The following is a 25,494-nucleotide window of genomic DNA, read 5'->3' as shown; positions in this document are numbered from 1 at the left end:
GCTATGCACGCCCCCCTGGATGCGCTCGTGCCGGCCAGGGTCCGGAGGGGCTTGGGCCCTCGAAACGTGTCAGGGACCAGACACTTCACTCACAGCGTTGATGACTTGGGACAACCAGGCGGCGCAGTGCTGCCGCCTGGGGGTGTCCATCCGCGAGCAACGGCGAGCTACAGCTTGGTGAGCGGCGCCTCCAGGCTCGTCGTCGAGGGCACCGGTCCACCCCAGGCCGTCTCGAAGTAGAGCGAGGGGTCCACCGACTGGTACCTCGTGAAGTCCGCCTTCACCCGGACATTGCCAGCGCTGACGTTGATGGGCGGCAACGTCGACGTGGCAACGCCGTACGTAAAGAAGAAGCGGCTCGTGGCTTCGTTGAAGTTCGCGAAGTCGATGGGGTACTTCGTGGTCGTCTCCCCGAAGCAGACATTGCTCGAGGGCGGCGCGGCCGGGTTGACCTTGAAGGACTGGGTCGTGTCCCCCGAGGTGATGACGGCATCGAGCTGCACGGTGGTGACGGTGGCGGGGGTAGGAATCACCGTCTGGTTGAAGGTGAGGATGAGGCACTCGCCCGGCTCCAACGTCCCTGGGGTGCCCGTGGTGCCATCCTTGTAGACGACGCTCGCAATCTGGAGGGGTCGCGGAGTCTTCGGGTCACCGCTGAGGAAGTAGCCCTTCCAGGTCTTGACGGTGCCATCGTACGCCGAGGTGGCGCGCAGGATGAGGTTGTACTCCAGCCCCTCGCGGATCTGCGAGGACAGGGGCGTGAGCGTGTAGACATCCCCTGTGGCGCTCGGCGTCACGGTGAGGTTGAGGGACTCCCTGCCGAGCTCGTCCGTGAGGATGGCCAGCAGCGAGTCCTTCATCACCGGCTGGCTGAAGCCGAGGTAGATGGGCTGACCGGGCCGGACCAGGTTGCGCACGGGCTTCTTCTGCAGCTCCATCTGCGCCTTCTGGGGATCCGTATCCGCGAGCTTCACGTAGTTGAGGCTGGGCACGTTGGTGGCCACCAGCTGGAAGCCCGAGACCGAGCCCTCACCGCCCCCATCGTTGCGCGGCGCGGACATGCGGATGAGCCGCGAGCCGCCATACGTCAGCAGGTCCGAGGCGCTGATCTTCTCGTCATGACCGGCCGAGTCGAAGATGCCGTCCTCGTTCACGTCGACCGGGTCGACCCAGAGATGGTAGCCACCCGCGGCCTCGCCCACGCCACCGATGCGCGCGAGCTCCGCCGGAGCGGGCACGTTGCTGAAGGTGACGACGCCAAGCGCATCCGCCTTGGCAGAGACCACCACCGAGCTCACGGCCGCCGCCGTGCCACCGTTGAAGGCGATGGTGCCGGCGGGGGAGGCCTCGAGGTACGCCTGGGCGCCCGAGGCGGGCTGGCCCGAGGGCGTGACGAGCGAGAAGCTCACGGAGCTCTTCGTCTCGGTGAGGGCGACGGCGCCGATGTTCGCGTTGCCGTTGTTGATGGGGATGTTGCCCGCGGTGGAGGGGACTGTCGCGGTGGCGCGCAGGGTGGCGTAGCCCGCCTTGCTGATCGTCACCAGGACTTCGGAGCCGGCCGGCACGTTCGCGAGCATGAAGTTGCCCGCGGCGTCCGTCTGGGTCGTGAAGGGCTTCTCCGCCGTCGCGCTTCCGATGGTCAGCACCACCGAGGCCTCGGAGAGCGGCTCCAAGCGGGTGTTGAGGACCTGACCGGAGACGGTGCCCTTGGGGTTGGCCGGGGCCACCACCGTCACGGAGTCCGGCTCGCGCACGCCGTCGGCGATGCCGTCTCCGTCGGAGTCCTCCGGCGTGCACCCGATGACCAAGAGCGGCAGCACGACTGCCCAATGCTTCTTCATCTTTCCACCTTGCATGCTTGGAGTGTCAGCCCGCGCGTGGCGGCGGCCTGACAGTCTCCGACCGGGCCCGCCTCCGTCAAGAAGGGGACAATCCGACGGAATGTCAGGCGCGCTGATAGCGTGACGCGCCATGAGCGATGTGGACGTGAATGATCCCTGCCTCGGCTGCGCCGTCGTGAGTGGAAGCCACCGGCCCGTAGGAGGGGTGCTCGCCCGCTCGGCCGGGCTGGTGCTCCATGGCGTGGCCTCGCCCAGTCCCCTGCCCGGCTGGGTGGTGCTCACCAGCGTGCGGCACGCGCGCGCCCTGTACGATCTGGACGAGGAGGCGGTCCAGGAGCTGGGCCCCTTCGCCGCGAGGGTGATGAGGGCCCAGCGTGAGGTGCTCGGCGCGGAGCACGCCTATGCCTTCGCCATTGGAGACGTGCTGCGACATTTTCACCTCCATCTAGTGCCACGCTACCGGGACACGCCCCAACGGCTATGGGGCCGAGGAGCCTTCGACGCGACGGCTGGAGACTGGCGCTCGGCAACCGAGCTGGAAGCCGCGGCGCGACAATTAGCCTCAGCCCTGGCCCGGTGACTTTCCACGCCCACATGGAAGAATGGGTGAGCTCCATGCGCGCGCTCCGTCTCGGCTCCCTCATCCTGTCACTGCTGCTCGTGCCCATGGCCGCCCTGGCCAACAACACGGCGGATGAAGCGGACGTGGCCTTCGAGGTGGGCAACGCGGCCTACGACCGGGGGCTGTACATCGAGGCCCTGCGCTCCTACTTCGCCAGCTACCGGCTCGTTCCCAACCGCAACGTCCTCTTCAACATCGCCCGCTGCTACGAGGCGCTCAGCCGCTACAACGAGGCGTACCGCTACTACAACGACCTCGCGCAGGAGTACATCCCCGCCATAGACAAGGCGAAGGTGAACCAGGCCCTGGAGCGGCTGCGCCCCAAGGTGGCCCTGGTGCGCGTCATCACCGAGCCCGCGGGCGCCGAGGTGCTCGTGGATCGAGAGGACCTTGGAGTGCGGGGGCTCTCGCCTCGGACGCTCGCGCTGCCTCCCGGGCCCCACAAGGTGATGGTGCGCAAGGAGGGCTACCGCTCCGCGGAGCAGACCATCCAACTCCTGCGGGGCCAATCCGTGGAGCAGGAGTTCAAGCTGGAGCTCATCACCGGCGAGGTAGAGCTCGCTGGCACGCCTTATGGCGCGGAGGTGCGCGCGACTCCGGATGGCCCCGTGCTGGGGACGGTCCCTGGCAGGCTGCGCTTCACCCCCGGCCCTCACGTGCTGCATGTCCGCGCGCCCGGCTACAACTCGGCCCAACTCCTGGTGGACGTGCCCGCTGACGCCAGCGTCACGCTCCAGGTGGCGCTCCGCGAGCTGGAGCAACCCACCGGGCGCATCATCGTCACCGCCAACCGTGACAACGCAGCGGTGCGCGTGGACGGCCATCCCTCCGGCTTCACCCCCATGGTCCTCACCCTCCCCGAGGGCGAGCACAACCTGGAGGTGGAGAGCCGGGACGTGTACCCCGTGCGCCAGCTGGTCACCGTGGTGGCGAACCAAGACACGAAGTTCCATGCGGAGCTGCGCTACGAGCCCCCACCGGTGCGCGCCGCGTCCAAGAGCCCACTCACCGTGGACGAAGCCCCCGCCTCCACCACCGTCATCTCCCGAGAGGAACTGCGCGCCTTCGGCTACACCACGTTGGCCGACGCGCTGGCCGCCGTGCGCGGCTTTTTCATCTCAAACGATCGTTCGTACACCTACCTGGGCGTGCGTGGCTTCTCGCCTCCGGGCGACCTCAACACCCGCATCCTCATCCTCTGGGACGGTCACCCCATGAATGATGTGTGGGCCGGGCAGGGCTACTCGGCGCGAGACCTGTCGGTGGACCTGGAGGAGGTAGACCACATTGAAGTGGTGCGTGGCCCGGGCAGCGCCCTCTACGGAACGGGGGCCTTCTTCGCCGTCATCAACGTGGTGCCGCGCGAGTCGCTGGGCCTGGAGCGGAGGGTGGAGGTCACCGGCTCCGTGGAGGCACTGGGCACCACGCGGCTGCACGCGACGGGGGCGTGGGACAACGTGCGCGACTCGGTGCTGCTGTCCCTGGCAGCGGTGAACATGGAGGGCGCGGAGACGACCCGCCTGGGCGACGACCTGCCGGTGGTGGACGGATTGGACGGGGAGCGCGCCATCACGTCCTCGCTACGGGCCCGCTCTGGCGGTCTCTCGCTCCAGGCCCAGGTCCACGCACGGGAGAAGCAGATTCCCACAGGCCCCTTCGGCACTGTGCTGGGCATCGAGGGTACCCACATCCACGACTTCCGCGGCTTCGTCGAGGCCCGCTACGAGAAGATCCTGGACGAGCGAGTGCGCCTGTCGCTGCGCGGCTCCTATGACGTCAGCCGCTACCGCGGCTATTGGATGTACGTGCAGCCGAGCGGCGGCCTGCGGCGCGACACCGACGCCGGCAGTGCCGACTGGGTCTCCGCCGAGGCCCGAGTCCTCCTCTCCCTCTCCAACTCCCACCGCCTCACTGTCGGCGTCGAGGGACAGGGCCAGCTGCGCGTGGAGCAGGAGAGCATGGGCCCGGAGGGGATGGCGCCCATGGCCAGCAAGCGCCGGATGCTGCTCTCCGCCTATGTGCTGGACGAGTGGCGTCTGCACCCGCGGCTGAGCCTCTCGGCGGGCCTGCGCCTGGACAAGTACTTCGACGTGGACATCACGCCCATCACGCCTCGGCTGGCCGTCATCGCCCACCCCTATGACAAGGGCCTCACCAAGCTGGTGGTCGGCTCCGCCTTCCGCGCGCCCAACGTGTATGAGCTCGACTACAACGACAATGGTGTCACCCAGGTGGCTCCGAGCTCGCTGCAGCCGGAAGCCATCGGCACCCTGGAGTTGGAGCACTCGCACGATCTGACGGAGGATCTGCGCCTCACGGTCGCCGGCTATCACAACCGCATCAGCAACCTGATCGTCCTGGAGACGGAGAGTGGACAGCCCCGGTGTGGCACCCCGACGGGGACCGAGGCGTGCCTCGTCTTCGCCAACCGGCCCGGCCAGACGCTCGCATGGGGCGCTGAGGCCGGGCTGCGCTGGCAGCCGGGGCGCTACATGATGGTGGACCTGAGCTACTCCTTCGTCACGCTCCTGAATGCCTCGGAGGAGGTGGCCGCCGCCGTCCCCGCGCACCTGGCCTCCGGACGGCTGCTGCTGCCCCTGGGCAACACCGACGTGCGCCTGTCCACCCAGGCCACCTACCAGAGCGCCCGCGGCGGCTCGAAGGACGGTGCCACCAACAGCGAGGCCCTGCTGCTCGGCGTGGGCCTCTCTGGTGAGTTCCAGCACCTGCGCTACTTCGCCGGGGTGCAGAACCTGCTCGACAGCCACTACACCCTGCCGCTCGGAACGGATCGCGCCGCTGCGCCCGTGCCCCAGTACGGGCGTACCTTCTCGCTGCAGCTCACCGGCGCCTTCTGAGGCTCACAGCCCGGCGCTCACAGCTCCTTCGCGGGGAATTCCCTCTGGCCCTCGGTGCAGAAGAGCCCGAGCCGATTCTTCCCCACGAAGGGCACCTCCCGGACGCCCTTCTCGAAGTCGTTCAGGGGGACCTCCCGCGTACCGCCGGGGGACACACCGCCCAGCTTGTACACGTCCCGTCCCCGAGCGACGAGGATGCAGCCGCTCCAGACGATGGTGTCCGTGTTGGTGAGCTCGATCTTCTTGAGGAAGGGGCCGATGCTCTTGATGAGAATGCGCCCGCTCAACTCCCGTGGTGCAGGTGCGGCGGGAGCTGCGGCGGCCGTGGGAGCCGGCGCGGCCGAAGGCGTGGAGTCCTCGGCCTTGGATGCCGGCTGTTCGGGCAGAACCAGGAAGCGCTCGAGGGAGCCAGCCTTGCGCACGCGGGCGTCGGGTTCCACCACCGAGCGCCGCGGAAACACCTCGAGGACCGTCGCTTCGCCGAGCAGCCTCGCCTTTCCGTCCTTCACCGGCGCTGCCACCACCTGGAGCACCATGCCCTCGCTGAGCCCCGCCAGGCGGCCACGGGGAACCAGATAGGACGAGCCACTCGGTTTCATCGCCACCACGTTCCCCACGGGGATGAGCTTCGATGCGGGGCGTGAAGGAGCCGTGATTGGCTTTGCGGGAGGAGCCGCGGCTGCGACCTTGGGCTCAGCCTGCCCAGTGGCCTCCGGGGGCGTGCCCGGCTCGGGAGCGGAGGGAGCCACGGCATGGGACTCGGGCCCATGGGGAGGAGGCCGGGACTCGAAGTCCGGGCGGGGCTCGTCTGGAGGCATACCCGGAGGTGGCGGAAACCTCTCGTGCGGGGGGCGATCCCCCGGATGCATGCCCGGACCCCGGTGCGGAGGAGGACCCTGATGCGGTGGGTGTCGCCTGTCTGGGGCAACCATGGGCGGAGGGGGACGGCGAGACATCAGGACCGAGGTCACCCCCGCCGTGGCGCCGATCAGACCGAGAGCGCCGAGGGCGATCGCCACCGTCCAGCCCTTGCGGCCCGGCCCGGAGGAGGGCTTGTCCAGCTGGAGCGTCTCCGTCGGCGCGAGACCTTGAGCAGTGCCGACGACGGGCGTGCCGGTGCTGCTGGGCGAGCGCATCAGGGTGGCGTCGTAGCCAGACATGAGCGCAGGGTCCGCGTGGGACACCCCGGGAGGCAGCGGGGTGTGGCGGCCGGTGTTCAGGGGAACAACGGGGCTGCCAGGAGGGGGCGTGCGGCGCAGCCCCGTAGCTCGGGAAGTCGTGAGCCGGGAGAGGAGCTGGCGCTGCGAGGCGAAGGCCTCCGGGCAGAGCGAGCGCACGAAGTTGCCCACCTCCTCGGCACCAAAAGAGGAGGTCGTGCGCAGGAACTGCTCGTTGAGGGCCCGAGCGAAGTCATCAGCGCGGGCGTAGCGCTCCCCGGGGGTAGGAGCCAGCGCGCGGCGCACCACCGCGTCGAGGGCCGGGTCCACGTCCGGCCGCAGCTCGTGGAGCGCGGGCACGGTGGGGTTGGACATGGCGGCCATCATTTCGCCCACGGTGCCGTGGTTGATCAATGGCCGGCCCGCGAGCAGCTCCCACACCACCACGCCGCACGAGTAGATGTCGGTGTGGTGGTCAACGGCCTCGGCGCGCACCTGCTCTGGCGACATGTAGCCGAGCTTGCCCATGACGGTGGCGGGCAGGGTGTACTTGCTGCGCGCGGCGCTCTTGGCGAGGCCGAAGTCGATGACCTTCACCTCGCCCTCGTACGAGACCATCACGTTGTGGGGCGAGACGTCGCGGTGGACGATGCCCAGCGGCGTGCCATCCGGGCCCGTCTTGCGGTGGGCGTAGCCGAGCCCCTCGGCGATGCGCTGGCCGAGCAGGAGCGCCACCGGCACGGGGAGGAGTTGTCCCTGGGCACGCGCCTGCTCCAGCAGGTAGGCCAGGTCCACGCCCGCCACGTACTCGAGGGCCATGTAGTAGGTGCCCTCGGCCTCGCCCATGTCGTACACCTGGGCAATGGACGAGTGGACGAGGTGCACCAGCACCTTGGCCTCATGGTGGAACCGATCAAGGAACTGCGAGTCCTTGAGGAGCGCGGGGAGGATCGTCTTGACGATGCAGGGCTTCTCGAAGCCCGCCGCGCCGGAGATCTTGGAGAGATAGACCTCGCCCATGCCGCCCTGGCCAATAAGGTGGACGAGCTCGTAGCGTCCGAGGAGGCGGGGGAACTGGGGGGTGTCGTTCATCGGCGAAGAGTCCATGGCCCGGGGCGTCATCCATCCTAACCCGGGACGGTGCCGCTCGCTGGTGGGGCCCCTCCGACCAGGGGCGAGAGCCGGAACTCGTGAAGTGTCGGGTGCCAGCCGGCAACCGAGCGAACGAAATTGCCGCCAGGCGGTGCAGTCTCCTAGGGTGAACCCCGCTGGTCTGTAAGATCAGCGAGGATGGATGGAGAGGGGTGGAGCGCACCACTCCCGGGAAGGCCGTACTGAACATTTGTACAGCCCCCCCCCCCCCCCCCCCCCCCCCCAACCATCTGAAATTACTCGGTTTTTTTCGGCTGAACGGGAGTGTGGGGCATGGCCTGGAGGTACCTCGCGCTGGTGTGCGCCGTGATGGTGGCTTGCTCCGGCTGCGGGCACGCGCGAACGGCCCAAGGCCCGGCGGGGAGCTACGTCGTCGACACGGACGCGAGCGGCGTCGGCAGCGCGCTCGGGACCGGAGGCTCTGGCTACGACTGCGACGACGAACTCAACACCTGCTTCAACGCTTGCTGGGAGTCCGCGCGCAAACCCTATCCACACGTTGAAGGCAACGAATGGTATTACGAATACTGCAATCGGGAATGCCGCAAGCAATACATGTCTTGCATTGAGGAGCAGGAGAAGGAGGAGGCGGAGCGTGTCAAGAAACGCCCGCCGCTCGAGTTCTCGAGTCTAGACAAGGCGCGCGACTGGATTCGAGCGCACAAGACAGAGCTGGTACTCGGAACCGTCGTCATCGTCGCAGGGACCGCGTTCATCCTCGTTACAGGCGGAAGTGGAGCGCTGCTCCTGGTCCCACTCGCCCTCTAGAAGCTTGTCATTTCCCGGCCTGCCAATGAAATACAACAAAAACTTCGATGTGGACGCAGTTCTCCGGACCGTGGAGGCCGTGAGCAAGAATCACCCCGAGGGCTCGCCCGAAGACGAGGCGCTCAGGATTTGCGCGGCCGCGTTGCTCTTCGTGCGCGACGACGTCCGGAAGCTCGAGGAGTTCCGCGAGTTCTTCCGGAAGATAACGACCCCGGCCACCGAGGGGATAAAGATTGCCCACACCTTCGCCACGAGAGAAGAGGCGGAGAACTGGCTCGCGAGCGGAGCGGCCACGGACGGCCAGCTCGTCCGGGCGGGTGGCCAGGGCTTCACCGTGGTCGACCGCGGGCCGAAGGGGCTGAAGCTCGTCCGGATACCCCTTCCGGATGAGCTGTCGACTCACAAGCCGGAGAAGTAGCGCCCCGTCACTCGGCCTTCTTTGGCGCGCTGACGGCTTCCACCACGCGGTGGATGGGGTAGAGCTCGCCCACCGTGATGAGCCCGTCCAGGAACTGCCAGCGGCAGAAGCCGTCATCGGAGTGCGGCTCGAGCAGGTACACAATCAGCGTACCGGTGCGTTGCGCCGTGGGGACGTACAGAGTCCCCGCGGGGAACTCGCGCGTGGAGCGCTCGGGGGCCACCGTGAGCACGGTCTCGAAGCGCACGGGCTTGGGCTTCTGACTGAGCGGCACCTCGGCCTGGCCGGGCGGCGGGACGTTCGCGGCCACGTCGGGGCTGAACGTCTCCTCGCGCCGCGCCACCCGGTAGCTGTCGACGGTGAAGCGCCGCGGCGCATCCAGGCGCTCGAAGCGGATGCCATGCCCCTCGAGGCGCGAGGCGAGCTCCGCCGGCACGAGATACGCCATCGGCGTGCTCACCGCCTGCGTGGGCACGAACGTCCGGTGGTGCGGCATCTGATAGGTCCGCCGCCGCTTTCCGGGGTACCGCCGCTCGGAGATGCTTGCCTCGTCGAAAGCCTGGATGTGGGCCACATCACCGGGCTTCGCATGGGCGGGGTACTCGAACACAAGCGAGCCCTTGTCGTCGCGCGTGGCCACGCCGTAGTTGATACCCACGAGCGTCTGCACATCGGGCGACTCGCCGCGCGCGAGGATGTGCTCGGCCTCAATGTCAGTGATGGCGCGATAGGCGGTGGCGTTCTTCGCGGCATCGCGGAACAGCTCAAGCAACCAGGCCCGCATCACCGCGCAGCGGCGCGGGAAATCGATGTAGCTGTAGGTCTCGAGCAGCACGTCCAGCCGGCCGAGCAACCCGCGGTAGTGGCTTCCGAAGCGCGGGAGCGCGGGATAGGTGTGCCAACCGGAGCGGGGATTGCCCTCTTCCTTGTAGTTGCCATACCAGAAGCTGTCGAAGCCATGGCGCGTCTTCACGGCCTTGGCCACGCGCTCGAGCATCACGCGGTTGAAGGCGCGCATCTCCGCGAAGAGCGGCTCGTTCGAGTGCGACGTGTCAAAGGTGAGGTCGAAGGCGTGGATGCTGCCATCGGTGGTGTGGCAGTCGATGAAGAGGTGCGGCCACCACTCCTGGTACAGCTTCGCGATGCAGCGCGTCTCAGGCGCCTCCTGCTTCATGCTGTCGCGATTGAGGTTCCACCCCTCGCCCGTGTAGCGCGTGCCCACACCGCCCTCGGGGTTCACCTGTCCCTCGAGGTTCTTGAGGTCGAGCTTGCGGTTGTTCGGGCTGATGCGGTCGTTGCCGTCCGGGTTGAAGTTCGGAATCAACACGAGGCAGAGCTTGTCGAGCAGCTTCTGGCCGAGCTTCGTGAGGGTCAGGTCCCGGGCGAGCGCGAGCACGGACTCCTTGCCCTCGACCTCACCGGCGTGGATGTTGGCCTCCACCATCACGACAATCTTCTTCTGCTTGCGCGCGAGCTCGGGGGTGAAGCAGCCGCGGTCGCTCACGATGAGCGCCACCATGGGCTGGCCTTCACCGCTCTTTCCGAAGTCGACCCGTCTGGCGAGCTTCGTCCGGCGGCAGAGCTCGTCGACGAAGGCGAGCACGTCGGAGTGGCGCGAGGTTTCCTTGTAGTTCGAGGCTTCGGCGCGGGTAAGCAGCTCGGTCATATGGGGGCGCATCCGAGCGCTCCGCCCCCGCAGCGTCAAGCATTTGCTCAGGCGGCGGAGGCCACGTCCGCCTCACGCGCCGGAGCCCGGCGCATCGGTTGGAGCTTCCTATAGGTCAACGAGCGCCACACCCACTCGACGGGGCCGAAGCGGAAGCGCGCCAGCCAGAGGTGGCTCACCAGGATCTGGACCCAGAAGAGTCCGAACATGAGCGCGAGGCACGGCAGGGGGCGCAGCTTGCCGAGCAGGTTGAACCCATAGCCGTAGTAGACGAGCTGGCTGATGACGGTCTGGCACAGGTAGTTCGTCAGCGCCATCTGGCCGGCGGGGGCCCACACCAAGAGGAAGCGCCGCACGCGGGGACGCAAGAAGAGGAGCGAGAGGCCAGCCACGTAGCACGCGGCAAGACCGAGCACCCCCACCTCCCAGACTGATTGGTTGAGGAGCCGCCACCACAGCGCTGGCTTGGAGAACACCCCGATGCGCAACAGGTAGTCAACGAGCAGCCCCACGCCATTGCCCAGCACGGCCAGCCCCAACCCCCACCCGAGAATCCAGCGGAAGACGGGACGGTTCGCTTCCACGTCGTGGAAGAGCCTCCGCCGCCCGGCCAGGAGACCGAGGAGGAATCGACCGAGGGTGATCAGCGCGTGCGCCGCCGTCATCGGCTTGAGGAAGACATTCCAATAGAAAGCGGCATTGGCCTTCGCCGTGGTGAGGTAGGAGCCGCTCTGGAAGGCGGCCAGCGTCTGGCTGCGGATCTCCGCCAACCTTGCCATCTTCGCTCTGGCCGCCTCCTGCGCGACCTCCGGCGAGCTGGCGAGCAGCGGCACCAAGGTCATGACGGCGGTGACGGCGAGCGGTGCGCCGATGATGAGCACGAGGCTCCAGACGATCAGGTTCCTGTCGGGCAGCTTACGAAACAGCAGGAGCACGAAGCCCATCACCGCGTACAGGTTGAGGACGTCGCCGTACCAGAGCGCGAACAGATGCGTGAGGCCGATGAGCAGGAGCACCGCCAGCCGCCGGGTGTAGACGGAGACGATGGAGCTCCCCCGCGCCTCGGCCCGGCCCATCTGGATGGCGAAGCCGAGGCCGAAGAGGAACGAGAAGGTGGACATGGCCTTCTCGGCCACGAAGCGGGTGAAGAGGAAGTCGGTGACGACATCCACCCGCGTCGACATCAGGGCGTCGGCGGCCTCCTTCGGCAGGAAGCCCCGGCCGCTCAGGTGCACGTAGGCGTTCGAGACGAAGACGCCACACAGGGCGAAGCTGCGCAGGACATCGAGGAGGATCAGGCGCTCGCTGGAATCGACCGGCCGCGCACCGGTGTCCGCGGCAGGCACCGGGGTGGAAGTGCTGTCCATCCGTACAGCAGACGCGTCCCACCCACGCGCGTCAAGCAGCCGATACAGGGTCCTCACCTCGCATGTGAACGAGGCCGCACGCATCTTCCGCACGGACGTTGCGGCCCGGGGTTCGCTTGGATACGTGTGTTCAGGCATGGAACGAGGACGAAGACCGGGGCTGCCAGCGGGCGGCGGGAAGGCTGTGTGGCGGGCGCTCGGGTATCTCAAGCGCTACAAACTGGAGACGGCGGGCGCGCTGGTGTCGCTCCTGCTGGTCTCGGCCGCCAACCTCGCCGCGCCCCAGATGGTGCGGCTGGCCATCGACGGAGGCCTCACCCAGGGAAGAAGCGCCCCGGTCTTCGCGGCAATGGGCGGTCTGTTGGCTATCGCGCTGGGGCGCGGGCTCTTCAACTTCCTCCAGGGCTACCTGGCCGAGCGCGTGTCCCAAGGCGTCGCCTTCGACCTGCGCGATGCGCTCTTCGCGCGCATCCAGCGGCTGAGCTTCAGCTATTACGACCAGGCCCAGACTGGCCAGCTCCTCACCCGGCTCACCAACGACGTGGAGCAGGTGCGCACCTTCGTTGGCTCCGGCGTGCTCCAGCTCGCGGCCTCGTCCGCCATGCTGGTGGGTTGTGCGGTGCTGCTGCTTAGCATCAACCCCGTGCTCGCCGTCGTAGCACTGGCCGCCATCGCACCCATCCTCTGGCTGCTCCGGGTCTTCGTGGGCAAGATGGGCCCGCTGTTCGGCAGGGTGCAGGGAGCCCTCGGCCAGCTCAACACAGTCCTCCAGGAAGACCTGCGCGGCATCCGCGTGGTGCGCGCGTTCTCCGGTGAGGCTCGCGAGGCCGCCCGTTACCAAAAAGTCAATGACGAGCTGCTGGACAACAACCTGCAAATCATTGATGCGATCGCCAACAACTTCCCCTTCGTGAGCTTCTTCGCCAACCTCGGCACACTCGTCGTGGTGGGCGTCGGCGGCATGCTCATCTTCCGTCAGGAATTGACCATCGGCGAGCTGCTCGCGTTCAACTCCTACCTGGGCTTCGTGCTCATGCCCATCATGACGCTGGGCTTCGTCGCGGCGCAGATCTCCCGGGCCGGGGCGTCCGCGCTGCGCGTCTTCGAGCTGCTCGACACCCAGGTGGAGGTGGCCGACAAGCCCGGAGCCCGGGTGCTGCCGCCCCTCCAGGGACGGGTTGAGTTCCGCGACGTGCGCTTCCGCTACGCGGGCGGCGAGCGTGAAATCCTGAGCGGGGTGAGCTTCGTGGCCGAGCCAGGACAGCTCGTGGCGATCCTCGGGACGACGGGCTCCGGCAAGAGCACCATCATCAACCTGCTGCCCCGCTTCTACGACGTGACGGGTGGCGCGGTGCTCCTCGACGGACACGACGTGCGCGAGGTGACGCTCTCCAGCCTGCGCTCGCAGATAGGCGTGGTGCTACAAGACGCCCTGCTCTTCTCCGGAACGGTGCGCGAGAACATCGCCTACGGCCGCCCGGACGCGACGCTGGAGCAAATCCAGGCGGCGGCCGAAGCAGCGCAGGCGGCGGAGTTCATCGCGGGGCTGCCACAGGGCTACGACACGGTGGTGGGCGAGCGGGGCGTCGGGCTGTCGGGGGGCCAGCGACAGCGTCTGGCCATCGCGCGAGCGCTGCTCACGGAGCCGCGCCTGCTCATCCTCGACGACAGCACCTCGGCGGTGGATGCCGAGACGGAGGCAGCCATTCAAGGCGCGCTCGACCGGCTGATGCGCGGCACGCACCGCACCGCCCTCGTCATCGCCCAGCGGATCAGCACGGTGCGCGACGCGGACCTCATCCTCGTGCTCGACGAGGGCAAGGTGGTGGCACAAGGGAACCATGAGCAGCTCCTCGCCTCGAGCCCGCTCTACAACGAGATTCTCGGCTCGCAGCTACAGCCCGGGACGGTGGAGGCAGCATGAGACCCGGATCCATCCACTCGATGGCGGAGCAGGAAGACCAGCGAGCCGCCAACCGTGGCACGGTGGCGCGCCGACTGCTGACCGAGATGAGGCCCTACCGAGGCACGCTGCTCGTGGCCATGGGGTTCATCGTCGTGGGCGCACTGACACAGGCCGCGGGACCGTACCTGGTGAGCCGAGCCATCGACCACGACATCTCGAGCGGGAATGTCCTGGGCCTGCTGCGCACCATGGTGCTGCTGCTCGTCGTCTACGGAGCAGGCGCGCTCTCCGGGCGGGCGCAGACGCGGCGAGTGGGCGCGACGGGCCAGAAGGTGCTCTCCTCGATGCGCACCCGGCTCTTCGACCAGCTCCAGACGCTGCCGCTCACGTATTTCGACAAGCGGCCGATCGGCGACCTGATGAGCCGGCTGCTCAGTGACGTGGACACGCTCAACCAGTTCTTCTCCCAGGGCGTGACACAGCTGCTGGGCTCGATGCTGGGGCTGGTGGGCGTGCTGGTGGCGATGCTGGCGCTCAACATTCCCCTCGCGCTGGCGTGCTTTACCCTCATTCCGGTGATGCTGCTCACCACCCGGTTCTTCGCCACCCGAGCCCGCAAGGCCTATCGCAAGACGCGGCAGACGGCGGGCAACGTGACCGCGGAGTTGCAGGAGGAGATCGTCGGCGTGCGGCAGGCGCAGGCGTTCAACCGCACGGACGTGAACATCCAGCGCTTCCGTGACCGGAACGCCGCCAACCGGGACGCCAACGTGGCCGCGGTGGGTATCACCTCCGCGTTCTCCCCGGCGATGGACATGCTCTCCACCATCGCCACGGCGCTCGTCATCGGTTACGGCGGCTACCTGGTGCTCCAGGGGCGGCTGAGCGTGGGCCTGCTGGCGGCGTTCCTCATCTACGTCCAGCAGTTCTTCCGGCCGGTGCAGCTCATGGCCTCGGTGTACACGCAGATGCAGTCGGCACTCGCTGGAGCGGAGCGCATCTACGCCATCCTCGACGAGACGCGCGAGCCCGCTGATGCCCCGGACGCGGTGGAGCTGGGACGAGCGGAAGGACGCATCACGTTCGAGAAGGTGTCCTTCGCCTACGACCCCGCGCACCCGGTGCTGCATGACATGAGCTTCGAGATCCAACCCGGCCAGACGGTGGCGCTGGTGGGCCGCACGGGCGCGGGGAAGACGACCGTGGCCAACCTCATTCCCCGCTTCTACGACACGACGACGGGGGTGGTTCGGCTGGACGGGCAGGACATCAAGCGGGTGACGAGGGCGAGCCTGCGACGGCAGATGGCGATGGTGATTCAGGAGCCATTCCTGTTCTCCGGAACCATCGCGGAGAACATCGCCTATGGCCGGCCGGGCGCGAGCCGCGAGGAGGTCGAACAGGCGGCGCGAGCGGTCCATGCACACGAGTTCATCACGGCGCAGCCCAAGGGCTACGACTCGGTGCTGGGCGAGGGAGGCGCCACACTGAGCCAGGGCCAGCGGCAGTTGCTCGCGTTCGCGCGAGCAGTCATCGCGGATCCCCGCGTACTCATCCTCGATGAAGCGACGGCGAACATCGACACACGGACGGAGGCGCTCATCCAACGTGCGCTCTCCACGCTCCTAGCGGGCCGGACCAGCGTGGTCATCGCGCACCGGTTGAGCACCATTCGGAACGCGGACCTCATCCTCGTCATCGATGCCGGACGCATCACGGAGCGCGGCACACATGAGGAACTGATGGCTCGGAACGGCCTGTACGCGGAGCTGTACCACCGGCAGTTCCGAGAGCCGCCGCCCGCCGCACCAGCGAAGCTCGCGAGTGGAGACACACGGCCGCTGAAGATGTGATTCCCCCTCTCCCCTCGGGAGAGGGACGGGGTGAGGGTATCGGGTGGACCCGGGTTGGATCCCTTGTTCACACTGAGGGCCACGGGCTGAAGAACGGGCTCGACTACCCTCACCCTGACCCTCTCCCAGAGGGAGAGGGAAGGGAACATCATCACGTCCCTGAAAGGGATTAGGGAGCGGAAGTGACGGGCTTCACGGGCTCGCCCTGGCGGAAGCGCTGCTCGGGGCCGGGGCCCACGTACACCTGCACGGCGCGGAAGCTCGGTGCACCCTCGGGAATGCGGGCCGAGTGGCGGGTACCTGCCGGAATGTAGACGGCATCCCCCTGCTTCACGGGCAGCGTCTGCCCCTCGATGGTCATCTCCGCCCCACCCTCTTCCACGTAGAGCATCTCCACGCTGTGCTCGTGAATGTGCTCGGGCACTCCGGCCCCTGCCTGGAGTTCCAGAATTCCCATGGCGGCGGCACGCGCTCCGGTCTCCTCGTTGACGAGCAGGATGGCAGTGCCCTTGCCTTGGGAGATGCGAAAGGTGGGGGCCTCCGCGCTGCCCACCACGTGGCGGACGGGCACGGTAGGGACCCGGGCACAACCGGCGGAGACACAAAGCAGGGCCGTCAGGAGCGAAGTGCGGAACATGGCTCCTATTCGTAGCACGGGAGTCACTGCCCTGGCGGACCCGGTCCCGCTAAGGTGCCCAGCGTGAGCCAGCCTCGATTCATTCCCGGACATGACGCACCCACGCGCTCGCGTGACACCGCCCTGCTCTTCGCCGCCCGCGGCCTCGACCTCCTCATCGTCGAACGCGACGGCGCCATGCACATCCCCACGGGCGCGGAGCTGCCCGCGCTCGCCGCTGAGGCGCACTTCCTCGGCGCGCTCGATGGCGTGGACTGCTACGCCGTCGCCCTTCCCAAGGACACCGAGCCCCCCGCCGGGATGAAGCTCGTCCCCGCGCGCGGCCTCTACACCCAGGTGGACGAAGTCCTCTTTGGCATCGTCGGCCGGGCGCTCGCCACCGCCGAGTGGGACATCACCCACCGCTTCTGCGGGCACGATGGCCAGCCCACGGTGCTCGTCCCCGGTGAGCGCGCTCGCCGCTGCTCCGTCTGCCGCACGCCCTTCTACCCGCGCATCTCCCCCGCCGTCATCGTGCTCATCACCCGCGGCGACTCGATGCTGCTCGCGCGCAACGCCAACTTCCCTGGCGCCTTCTTCAGCACCCTGGCCGGCTTCGTCGATGTCGGCGAGTCGCTCGAGGAGACGGTGGTGCGCGAGGTGAAGGAAGAGGTCGGCGTGGAGCTGAAGAATCTCCGCTACTTCGGCAGTCAGCCGTGGCCCTTCGGCCGCTCGCTCATGCTGGGCTTCACCGCCGAGTACGCGGGCGGCGACATCCAGGTGGACGGAAAGGAGATCGCCGAGGCTGGCTGGTTCACCCCAGACAACCTTCCGAACCTCCCCCCGCCCATGAGCATCGCTCGCCAGCTCATCAACAGCTTCATCGCCCAGGTGAAGGCGCGCTCCACTCAGGGCTGAGGACTGAGCTCCAACGCCCGCTCTCCCTGGAGGGGGACGGGCGTCTGGAATTCCTGTGGGACGTCGCATGGTTGAGGCCCAGGGGCCATCTCCGCTTGCATCCACCTGCCCAGGTGAGATTGAAGCGGGTCCCCGGACTTCCCCATGCCCCTCGCGCGTCCCCACATCGAGCCTCGTCGTGTTCCCACCGCTGACTCGGTGGTGGTCAAGGAGATCTACCTGTCCGTGCAAGGCGAGTCCTCGCACGCGGGGCTCCTCTGCTCCTTCGTGCGGCTCACCGGCTGTCACCTGCGCTGCTCCTACTGCGACAGCGAGTTCGCCTTCCATGGCGGCACGCGCATGAAGAATGCGGACGTGGTGGCTCAGGTGAAGGCGCTCGGCGCGCCCCGGGTAGAGGTCACGGGAGGTGAGCCCCTGCTGCAGCCCGGGGTGTATCCGTTGATGGAGGAGTTGCTCGCCGCGGGCCTTATCGTGCTGCTGGAGACGAGCGGCGCCATCGACGTGCGGCTGGTGCCTCCAGCGGTCCACAAGATTGTGGACATGAAGACGCCGTCCTCGGGCGAGTGCGACCGGAACGACTACCGGAACCTCACCACGATGAACGCCAACGACGAGCTCAAGTTCGTCATCGGCAGCCGCGAGGACTACGAGTGGTCCAAGCGGCTCATCGCCGAGCACCGGCTGCTGGAGAAGCCCTACGAGCTGCTCTTCTCCACCGTCTTCGGCAAGCTCACGACGAAGGCGCTGGCCGAGTGGATCATCGAGGACCGGCTCCCGGTGCGCTTCCAGCTCCAGATGCACAAGTACACCTGGGATCCGAACGAGCGCGGCGTGTGACGGCGGGGCGCGGCCGTTTCAGGGCCGCCGGGCGGGGTCGTAGTAGTCGCGGACGCTCTTGACCACCAGGTAGGCCTGGAGCAGCACGTATCCCAGATGGAGCCAGGCCCCCGCGTGGACCCATCGGAGCCACCGGCTCGCGGAGGGTTGAAGCCCCGCCCGCCCCAGGCGGCGCCGCTCATACAGCACGGCCCCGAACCCGAGCCCGGCGGCGAGCACGCTGAGCACCGGGCTGAGCACCGGAATGATGCGCAGGAGCGAGAAGACCTGGAGCGGCGGGAGCAGTGCGAGCGGAATGGACGCGAGGGCGATGACCTCCAGGCCGAGCGCCAGCTTGAGGAACAGGGAAGGCGCCCCGTGCTTGCCGACAAAGGCCATGCAGGAGGCGCAGTACGTGGCCTCGCCGAGCAGCTCCGTGCACTCGCCACACAGGAAGGTGCCACAACGCACACAGGTGGCGACTGCGGTCCGCTGATGGGTGGGACAGCGAGCCGATGTGAAGACGGTCGAGCTCAGAAGATGGGAGGCGGAGGCGGGCGCAGCATGACCTGCTCCAGCGCGTGCGCGCCAAGCCCGAGGAAGACAGCGGCCAGCACGGTGCCGCCGAAGAAGCCCGCGAGGATGAGGTTCTTGCGCGGGTGCTCGAACTGACTGAAGGCGTAGACGAGCATGTAGAAGGGAATCAGCAGCACCATGATTCCTGTCCCCAGGCTGCGGCGGAACGCATGGACGAGCAGGAAGGCGGCGCAGACGAGCGTGATGACGCCGAACAGGGCGGCAAGAGGAAGGAGCGGCACGGCCTTCTGATAGCACGGCTCTCGCATCCTCGCGGTCCAAGTACGCAGATTGCGTGCTAAAGGACGCTCCCACGTCTCCTCACCGAGGTACCCGGATATGGCCACACTGAAGACGCTGCTGACCTTCATTCTCGCGGGGGCCTTCCTGGGCCTGGCCACGGCTTCGTGGCTGGCGCCAAAGTGGCTCGAGTGGGACAACACCACCCGCTTCCAGTCGACGCAGACGATGTGCGACCTGCCCCAGGTCATCCGGCAGATCTCCGCGGACCTGCTGCACTACCAGCTCATCGGTACCCTGGTCGGCGCGGGAGCCTTCTTCATCCTGGGCATCTTCTTCGTGGTGGCGCGCTCCAAGAAGCAGAAGCAGTCCCAGCAGCCGCCCCCCACCCCGCCCCAGCCCCGTCCGGCGGCCTGAGCCCCACCCGCGGCGCCTAGGCCGCCGGCAGCTCCACGATGAAGCGCGCACCGCCCTCGGGGCGGTTCTCCGCGTGCAGCGTGCCCCCGAAGGACTCCACATACTGCCGCGACAACGCCAGCCCCAGCCCCGTCCCCTTCCCCGGCGCCTTCGTGGTGAAGAAGGACGTGAAGAGCCGCGGCAGGTTCTCCGGCAGGATGCCCGGCCCGTTGTCCTCCACCATCAAGCGCACCCGTCCTGCCTGCACCTCCACGCGCACCGCCACCCGCCCGTCCAGCACCTTCGAGTCCTCGATGGCGTCCGCCGCGTTCAGCAGCAGGTTGAGCAACACCTGTCCCAGCCGCCTCGACTCGGCCCGAACCGAGAGCGCCTCCGGCACCTCCACCGACAGCTTCACCAGCGACTTGAGCCGCACCGACGCCAACCGCACGCTCGCGTCGATGATGGGTGACAGCTCGCACCGCCCCACGCCCTCCACCGACTCCTCCGCGCGCGACAGTGCCGTGAGGTCCTTCACGATTTGATGGATGCGCTCCACCCCCTGCATCGTCTCTTGCAGGGCGTCCGTGTATTCGGTGTCGGTGGCACCCGTCATCGGCTGCCGCCACTCCTCCAACAGGAAGCGCAGGTTGGCCTGCACGTAGGCCAGCGGGTTCTTCACCTCGTGCGCCACACCCGCCGCCAGCCGCCCCACCTGCGCCAACCGCTCGGCTTCCAGCACGCGCGCCTGTGACGCCACCAGCGCCGCCTGCACCGCACGCTGCTCCGCGTCCGCCTTCTTCCGCGCCTGCCGCAGCCGCCGATAGAAGGAGCTCATCTGCAGCCCCACCGCGCCAGAGCCCGCCACCAACAGCAGCCACGGCACCGCCTTCACAGCCGGCGCCGCATCCAGCCACAGCAACGTCCCCGCACAGCCGAGCGGCACGAGCGTGCTCATCAAGGCCTGCCACGTCTCCCCTCGGGACACCGTGAGGCTCACCACCGGCATCACGCAGAACCAGCCGAAGAGCGGGTTATCCACCCCACCCAGCCGGTGCACCACCACGAGCAGGAAGAGGTTGGGCACCACCACCCCGCCCGTCGTCAGCACCAGCCGGCGGCTCGATGGCTCTATCCGCGGCAGCCACCAACCCATCGCCCACGTCAGCCCCGACCACGCCACGCGCAGCGCCAGCGTGTCCCAGGTCGGCCGCATCACCGACAGCGCATCCACCACCCAGAACGGCAGACACGTAAGGGCCAGCATGTAGAGGAAGCGCTGCTCATTGCGGAGCACCAGGTCCTCGCTTCGCAACGTCGCTTCCTGGCTGTCCAGGGTCTCTCCCCCGTGCTGCTGCGTCATGTCCTACCGGTCTCCCCCGGATTCTTGGGTATGGAGAGTTGCGCCCCGAACACTGTCACAAAATGAGGTCAAACAAAACCCATCCCGGGTCAGCGGCGCACCCGTTGGACAAGACGGAGTTTCTCCATTCGTGAGAGACGCTTGAGCGCAGCCTCGCGGCGCAGGGCGGCGCTCCGGTCGGCTGCCGGCTCGCTCCAGACGAGCGTCACCGGCAGGCGGGCACGGGTATAGGCGGCGCCTCGGCCCCGGTTGTGGGTGGCCAGGCGGCGTTCCAGGTTGTTGGTGGCACCGGTGTAGAGCGTCCCATCCCGGCAGCGCACCATGTAGACGGTCCAGGCGTCCGGCACGGCGGAGCGGCAGCATAGCGCACGCCCGCGCCCGTCCGGACGCCTGCTTGGAGTGCCTGGCACCTCATGGGGCCACCAGACATTCTCCCCGCGGCCTTTCACATGCCGCCATCACCAGCGACACCGGCAGGAGGGGGTCCACACCCCAGGCCGACAGGATGTGGGCCTTGCTGATGAGCCCCACCACCCCTCCGGCCTCCCCTACGACGGGCAGCAGGCAGACTCGGTACCGCTCCATCACTCGCAAGGCACGCAGGAGGGTATCACTGGGAACGAGGGTGACTTCAATCGAGGACAACTTTTCCGCTAGAGTCTGCTTTTGCCGCATCCACGAGCCTCCCGTGATGAATGAGGGAGTACCTCTGCAACCGTCCTGCCGACATGTGGGTACGTGGGATTTTCGACACGGCACTCGTACCCGAGGGCATTAGATTCCAGTCGTGACGAACCGAAACGGGCCCAGGCTGACGCGGATGGCGGATCTCTTCTCTCGGGCGGTCAACCGCGAGGGAGAAGGGTTGCTCACCCTGACCTTCAAGCCGGACGAGCTGTACCGAGTGCCCACCGACGACGGCGCGGCCATTGCCCTGGGGCGCTACCACCCTCGGGGCGAGCGCCGGTACGCCGAGCCGGTCATCCTCTGCCATGGGCTCGGGGCCAACCGGTTCCACATGGACTTCGATGAGCGCTACAGCCTGGCGCGCTACCTGGCCCGGGCGGGCTTCGAGAGCTGGGTGATGGAGCTGCGCGGCCGGGGCCTCGCGGGCCCGTGTGGCGATGCCTCCTTCGATGACCAGGCCGAGCACGACGTGCGCAGCGCCCTGCGAACCGTCCTGTCCACCGGGGCGAAGGAAGTGCTCTGGGTGGGCCATTCCAAGGGCGGTCTCACCCTCTACGGTCATCTGGCGCGAAACCCGCAAGCACCGGTGCGCGCCGCAGTGGCCATGGGCAGTCCTTTCACCTTCGCGGTGCAGCCGGGCGTCAAGCTCTTCATCCAGAAGATAGAGCCGCTGCTGCGCTTGAAGGTGATTCCCACCCGGCGCATCACCGGCATTGCCCTGTTCGGCGCGCCGCCGGGGCCACTCAGCCGTTACATGATGTTGGACTCCAACATGGAGCCGGACGTGGTGCGCAAGGCGCTGGCCAACGTGCCCTCGGACATCTATGGCGGCGTGGTGCGGCAGTTCGCCCACTGGATTACGACGGACTCCTTCTGCATGGTGGACGGCACCTGCTACCGCAAGCCGCTGGCCGGGGTGAGGCTGCCCGTCATGCTGCTCGCGGGGAGCAAGGACCTGCTCGCTCCCCCGCTTGCCGTGGCGCGGGCCCAGGAGCACCTCGGCGGGCCAGTGAAGCTGGTGGTGGCCGGGCGGGGGCATGGCTTCGCTGAGGACTACGGCCATGCCGACATGGTGCTGGGGCGTCGGGCACCGGACGAAATCTTCCCGCTGGTGGAGGCGTTCCTGTCCGCGCACGCGACCCGGGCTTGACGCCCCGGGGGACGGCTGGTTGTCCGCTCCCCCCTGGCGTGCTACCCCACGGGCCCGCACTCCATGTCTTCCTCTTTCCGTTTCCTCGCCCTCGCCCTGTTGGCCCTCACGGGCTGCGAGCGCGGCCCCGCGCCGGGCCTCGCCGTGGTGGACTTCCGCCATGCCCGGGAGTCCGGGGGCACGCCGGTGGCCTCCTGGAAGGGCGACCAGGTGACGGCCGAGGAGCTGCGCCAGCGCCTGGAGGAGATGAGCCCCGCGCTGCGCGAGCGCTACCAGACGCTGGAGCAGAAGCGCGAGTATGTGGAAGGCCTGGCCCGCTTCGAGCTACTGGTGCAGGAGGCGCTCGCGCGCGGGCTGCAGAACGACCCTGAGGTGCTGGCCAGCACCAAGCGCGCCCTGGTGTCCCGGCTGATGCGCTCGCAGCTCGAGGAGGCCAGGCCCCCCGTCTCCGACGCGGAGGTGGCCGCGTACTATGCGAGCCACGAGGAGGACTACGTGCGGCCGGAGCAGGTGCGGCTCTCGCACGTCTTCCTCGCGGCACCCCGAGCGGACGCGGCCCGCGTGGCGGCAGCGCGCGCGAAGGCGGAGAAGGTGCTCGCCGAGGCGAAGGCGCTCCCTCCCAAGGACTTCGCCGCCTTTGGCCGGCTGGCGCGCACGCACAGCGAGGAGCCCCGCACGCAGCCGCTGGATGGAGATCTGCGCTACCGCTCCCTCGAGGTGCTCGCCCAGGACTTCGGGCCCGAGGTGGCCGAGGCCGCGCGTGCCCTGGTGACCAGCGGTCCGGGCGCGCTCTCCAGCGTGGTGCAGACGGACGCGGGGCTGCACGTGCTGCAGCTCACCGGCCACCAGACGGCGTCGGACCTGAAGCTCGAGGACGTGCGCCAGCAGATTACCGGCCGCCTCTCGCAGGAGAAGCGCACCCAAGCCTGGGCAGAGCTGCTCTCCCACCTGGAGCGCCGCGCCGGCTTCACCGTGGACGCCACAACACTTTCGCGGGTGCACGTGGACATGAGCACGCCCATGTTGCCCCCGAGCGGCCCTCCGCCCGGTACCATTCCCGCCCCCTTCCCCACCGCCGCCGCGGAGCAACCGTGACCGTCGAGAGGAGCTCCTTCATGCGTCAGGCCTTCGTCCGTGCTACCCCGCTGCTCGCCACCCTGGCACTCGCTCTGGGCTTGGCGGGCTGCACCAAGAAGGACCAGGAGGACCCAGACACCAACGTGGTGGCCACGGTGAATGGCGAGGTGCTCTCCCGCGCGGACTTCGAGAACGAGCTGGGGCGGGAGCTCGCCTCCTCGGCCACCGAGTCCGCCCAGCACACCCCGGAAGAGGTGGAGCCCTACAAGCGGGCCCTGCTGGACACGCTCATCTCCCGCATGGTGCTGCTGCAGGAGGCTCGGACGCACAACATCACGGTGACCCCTGAGGAGGTGGACCGGGGCGTGCTGCGGCTGTCGAGTGACTACCCGGCGGGCAACTTCAACGAGGTGCTGGCGCAGGGTCAGCTCTCCATGGCGGAGCTGAAGGCGCGTGAGGCAACGCGGCTCACCATCGAGAAGCTCTTCGCCAACGAGGTGTACACGCGCGTGGCCCTGACGGAGGAAGAGCTACGCGGCTACTACTCGGCGCACGAGGCGGAGTTCTCCGAGCCCGAGCAGGTGCGCGCCGCTCAAATCGTGGTGAAGGGCATGGACGAGGCGCGGCGAGTCCAGGCGCAGCTCAAGGCCGGCAAGAAGTTCGCGGAGCTGGCGCGCAAGTATTCGCTGAGCGCGGACGCCAAGGTGGGAGGCGACCTGGGCTTCTTCCCTCGCGGGCAGATGCCGCCGGCCTTCGACCAGGTGGTCTTCTCCATGAACGTGGGCCAGGTGTCCGACGTGGTGGAAACGGAGTACGGCTACCACCTGTTCCGGGTGCTGGAGAAGAAGGCGGGCCGCAAGCTGGAGTTCGCCGAGGTGCGCGAGCAGGTGGAGGCGAAGCTCCTGGAGCAGCGCCGCTCGGAGGCGCAGACAAAATATGAGCAGGAGCTGCGGGCGAAGGCGAAGGTGTGGGTGAACGAGGCCACACTGCAAGCCATCCGCGGCAAGCCGGCCACGCAGGCGGCGAAGAAGGAATGAAAACCCGTCCCCCTCGACACGGGCACGGAAAAAGGAAGCATATGAAGAAGCTGATCGGGACGATGGTGGCGGCGCTGTTGCTGAGCAGCGCCGTGGCTCGCGCGGAGATGGTGGATCGGGTGGCGGCGGTGGTGAACCGTGATGTCATCGCGCTCTCCGAGGTGGAGAAGCGCGCGGCGCCGGAGCTGTCGAAGCTGGCGGGTGTGAGGGATCCCCAGAAGCGGGCCGAGGAGCGGACGCGGCTCATCAAGACCGCCCTGGACGCGCTCATCGGCGAGAAGCTGATGGAGGAGCAGATCCGCGAGCTGGGCCTGGGCGTGACGGACTCGGAAGTGGAGGCGGCGGTGGCGGACGTGAAGCGGCAGAACAACGTCGCGGACGACGCCCAGTTCGAGCAGCTACTGTCCGGCGAGGGCTTCACCATCGCCACCTACAAGCAGTTCCTGCGCAACCAGATGTCGCGCATGAAGCTGGTGCAGCTCAAGGTGACGCCGAAGGTAAAGGTGTCGGAGGAGGACCTGAAGGCGGCCTACACGCAGTACTCCAAGCTGGAGTCGGGTGACGCGGAGGTGCACGCGCGCCACATCCTGGTGCAGGTGGACGCGAAGGCGACGCCGGAGCAGGTGGAGGCGGCGCGCAAGAAGGCGCTCGCGCTGGCGGAGGAGGCGCGTCAGCCGGGCGTGAACTTCGCGGAGCTGGCGAAGAAGAAGAGCGAGGGCCCGAGCGCTTCGGATGGCGGGGACCTGGGCTTCTTCCGGCGTGGCGTGATGGTGCCGGCCTTCGAGAAGGTGGCCTTCACGCTGAAGGAGGGCGAGGTGAGCGAGCCGGTGCGCACCCAGTTCGGCTGGCACGTGCTGAAGGTGGAGGCGCGCCGCGCGGTGGACGTGGCTCCCTTCGACCAGGTGAAGAACGAGCTGGAGTCTCGGCTGAAGATGCAGAAGACGGAGAAGTACGTCGAGCAGTACGTTCAGGAGCTGCGGCAGAAGGCCTCCGTCGACGTGAAGATCTGA

General features: G+C 67.9%; 23 protein-coding genes. 13 read left to right on the top strand and 10 right to left on the bottom strand.

The features are described 5' to 3' along the window. Positions 1–167: 167 nt before the first annotated feature. A complete protein-coding gene (locus F0U60_RS04830; RefSeq protein ID WP_395814562.1) occupies positions 168–1,841 on the bottom strand; it encodes a carboxypeptidase-like regulatory domain-containing protein in 1,674 nt (557 codons plus the stop codon). A 130-nt stretch (positions 1,842–1,971) separates the two neighbouring features. Here F0U60_RS04830 and F0U60_RS04825 point away from each other — a divergent pair, with 130 nt between their 5' ends. Then, positions 1,972–2,421 carry an HIT family protein gene (locus F0U60_RS04825; RefSeq protein WP_395814559.1) on the top strand — a complete coding sequence of 150 codons (450 nt, stop codon included), beginning with the start codon at positions 1,972–1,974 and terminating at the stop codon, positions 2,419–2,421. 35 nt (positions 2,422–2,456) lie between these two features. Continuing rightward, positions 2,457–5,321, top strand: coding sequence for a TonB-dependent receptor domain-containing protein (locus F0U60_RS04820; RefSeq protein ID WP_395814556.1), 2,865 nt, complete (start codon positions 2,457–2,459; stop codon positions 5,319–5,321). Between the two features lie 17 nt (positions 5,322–5,338). Here the strand turns inward: F0U60_RS04820 and F0U60_RS04815 are convergent, their stop codons facing one another. Next, positions 5,339–7,570, bottom strand: coding sequence for a serine/threonine protein kinase (locus tag F0U60_RS04815; protein WP_395814553.1), 2,232 nt, complete (start codon positions 7,568–7,570; stop codon positions 5,339–5,341). A gap of 333 nt (positions 7,571–7,903) precedes the next feature. On the opposite strand from F0U60_RS04815, the gene F0U60_RS04810 reads away from it, so the two are divergent. Beyond that, the gene (locus tag F0U60_RS04810) at positions 7,904–8,398 is read left to right on the top strand and encodes a hypothetical protein (RefSeq protein ID WP_395814549.1); all 495 of its coding nucleotides are present in this window, start codon (positions 7,904–7,906) and stop codon (positions 8,396–8,398) included. Between the two features lie 79 nt (positions 8,399–8,477). After that, on the top strand, positions 8,478–8,816 hold the full coding sequence (locus F0U60_RS04805) for a hypothetical protein (RefSeq protein WP_395814546.1): 339 nt from the start codon (positions 8,478–8,480) through the stop codon (positions 8,814–8,816). A gap of 7 nt (positions 8,817–8,823) precedes the next feature. Here the strand turns inward: F0U60_RS04805 and F0U60_RS04800 are convergent, their stop codons facing one another. Continuing rightward, complete coding sequence (locus F0U60_RS04800) at positions 8,824–10,482, bottom strand: M14 family zinc carboxypeptidase (RefSeq protein ID WP_395814543.1); 1,659 nt, start codon at positions 10,480–10,482, stop codon at positions 8,824–8,826. A 47-nt stretch (positions 10,483–10,529) separates the two neighbouring features. Further along, on the bottom strand, positions 10,530–11,849 hold the full coding sequence (locus F0U60_RS04795; protein ID WP_395814540.1) for a DUF418 domain-containing protein: 1,320 nt from the start codon (positions 11,847–11,849) through the stop codon (positions 10,530–10,532). 136 nt (positions 11,850–11,985) lie between these two features. Between F0U60_RS04795 and F0U60_RS04790 the strand changes: the two genes are divergently transcribed. Beyond that, positions 11,986–13,773: an ABC transporter ATP-binding protein gene (locus F0U60_RS04790; RefSeq protein ID WP_395814537.1), complete on the top strand. Its 1,788-nt coding sequence runs from the start codon at positions 11,986–11,988 to the stop codon at positions 13,771–13,773. Then, on the top strand, positions 13,770–15,608 hold the full coding sequence (locus F0U60_RS04785; RefSeq protein ID WP_395814534.1) for an ABC transporter ATP-binding protein: 1,839 nt from the start codon (positions 13,770–13,772) through the stop codon (positions 15,606–15,608). Before F0U60_RS04790 ends, F0U60_RS04785 begins: the two co-directional genes overlap by 4 nt. 169 nt (positions 15,609–15,777) lie before the next feature. On the opposite strand, the gene F0U60_RS04780 is transcribed toward F0U60_RS04785, so the two are convergent. Next, complete coding sequence (locus F0U60_RS04780) at positions 15,778–16,245, bottom strand: cupin domain-containing protein (RefSeq protein WP_395814531.1); 468 nt, start codon at positions 16,243–16,245, stop codon at positions 15,778–15,780. A 63-nt stretch (positions 16,246–16,308) separates the two neighbouring features. On the opposite strand from F0U60_RS04780, the gene nudC reads away from it, so the two are divergent. Next, on the top strand, positions 16,309–17,142 hold the full coding sequence (nudC, locus tag F0U60_RS04775) for an NAD(+) diphosphatase (RefSeq protein ID WP_395814528.1): 834 nt from the start codon (positions 16,309–16,311) through the stop codon (positions 17,140–17,142). A gap of 144 nt (positions 17,143–17,286) precedes the next feature. Beyond that, positions 17,287–17,979, top strand: coding sequence for a radical SAM protein (locus F0U60_RS04770; protein ID WP_395814525.1), 693 nt, complete (start codon positions 17,287–17,289; stop codon positions 17,977–17,979). 18 nt (positions 17,980–17,997) lie between these two features. Here F0U60_RS04770 and F0U60_RS04765 read toward each other — a convergent pair whose 3' ends face one another. Then, positions 17,998–18,429: a hypothetical protein gene (locus F0U60_RS04765; RefSeq protein ID WP_395814522.1), complete on the bottom strand. Its 432-nt coding sequence runs from the start codon at positions 18,427–18,429 to the stop codon at positions 17,998–18,000. A 62-nt stretch (positions 18,430–18,491) separates the two neighbouring features. Next, complete coding sequence (locus F0U60_RS04760; protein ID WP_395814518.1) at positions 18,492–18,803, bottom strand: hypothetical protein; 312 nt, start codon at positions 18,801–18,803, stop codon at positions 18,492–18,494. A 70-nt stretch (positions 18,804–18,873) separates the two neighbouring features. On the opposite strand from F0U60_RS04760, the gene F0U60_RS04755 reads away from it, so the two are divergent. After that, on the top strand, positions 18,874–19,191 hold the full coding sequence (locus F0U60_RS04755; protein ID WP_395814515.1) for a hypothetical protein: 318 nt from the start codon (positions 18,874–18,876) through the stop codon (positions 19,189–19,191). A gap of 16 nt (positions 19,192–19,207) precedes the next feature. On the opposite strand, the gene F0U60_RS04750 is transcribed toward F0U60_RS04755, so the two are convergent. The 3 genes from F0U60_RS04750 to F0U60_RS04740 all read right to left on the bottom strand — a co-directional run bounded on the left by F0U60_RS04750 (position 19,208) and on the right by F0U60_RS04740 (position 21,178). Continuing rightward, the gene (locus F0U60_RS04750) at positions 19,208–20,533 is read right to left on the bottom strand and encodes a sensor histidine kinase (protein WP_395814512.1); all 1,326 of its coding nucleotides are present in this window, start codon (positions 20,531–20,533) and stop codon (positions 19,208–19,210) included. Positions 20,534–20,622: 89 nt separating this feature from the next. Next, the gene (locus tag F0U60_RS04745; RefSeq protein WP_395825975.1) at positions 20,623–20,856 is read right to left on the bottom strand and encodes a GIY-YIG nuclease family protein; all 234 of its coding nucleotides are present in this window, start codon (positions 20,854–20,856) and stop codon (positions 20,623–20,625) included. Positions 20,857–20,944: 88 nt separating this feature from the next. After that, entirely contained in the window at positions 20,945–21,178 is a 234-nt protein-coding gene (locus tag F0U60_RS04740; protein WP_395814509.1) for a CBS domain-containing protein, read from the bottom strand. 175 nt (positions 21,179–21,353) lie between these two features. Between F0U60_RS04740 and F0U60_RS04735 the strand changes: the two genes are divergently transcribed. The 4 genes from F0U60_RS04735 (at position 21,354) to F0U60_RS04720 (ending at position 25,494) form a co-directional block, all read left to right on the top strand. Next, positions 21,354–22,370 carry an alpha/beta hydrolase gene (locus tag F0U60_RS04735; RefSeq protein ID WP_395825972.1) on the top strand — a complete coding sequence of 339 codons (1,017 nt, stop codon included), beginning with the start codon at positions 21,354–21,356 and terminating at the stop codon, positions 22,368–22,370. A 63-nt stretch (positions 22,371–22,433) separates the two neighbouring features. After that, complete coding sequence (locus F0U60_RS04730) at positions 22,434–23,465, top strand: peptidylprolyl isomerase (protein WP_395814506.1); 1,032 nt, start codon at positions 22,434–22,436, stop codon at positions 23,463–23,465. 20 nt (positions 23,466–23,485) lie between these two features. Further along, positions 23,486–24,484 (top strand): peptidyl-prolyl cis-trans isomerase, encoded by a 999-nt coding sequence (locus F0U60_RS04725; RefSeq protein ID WP_395814503.1) that lies wholly within the window; start codon positions 23,486–23,488, stop codon positions 24,482–24,484. A gap of 41 nt (positions 24,485–24,525) precedes the next feature. Continuing rightward, on the top strand, positions 24,526–25,494 hold the full coding sequence (locus tag F0U60_RS04720; RefSeq protein ID WP_395814500.1) for a peptidylprolyl isomerase: 969 nt from the start codon (positions 24,526–24,528) through the stop codon (positions 25,492–25,494).

The sequence above is a fragment of the Archangium minus genome, from assembly GCF_044360475.1.
Lineage (GTDB): Bacteria > Myxococcota > Myxococcia > Myxococcales > Myxococcaceae > Archangium > Archangium minus.
The sequence above is the reverse complement of the archived record's forward strand: the minus strand, read 5'-3'. Positions and strand labels throughout refer to the sequence as shown.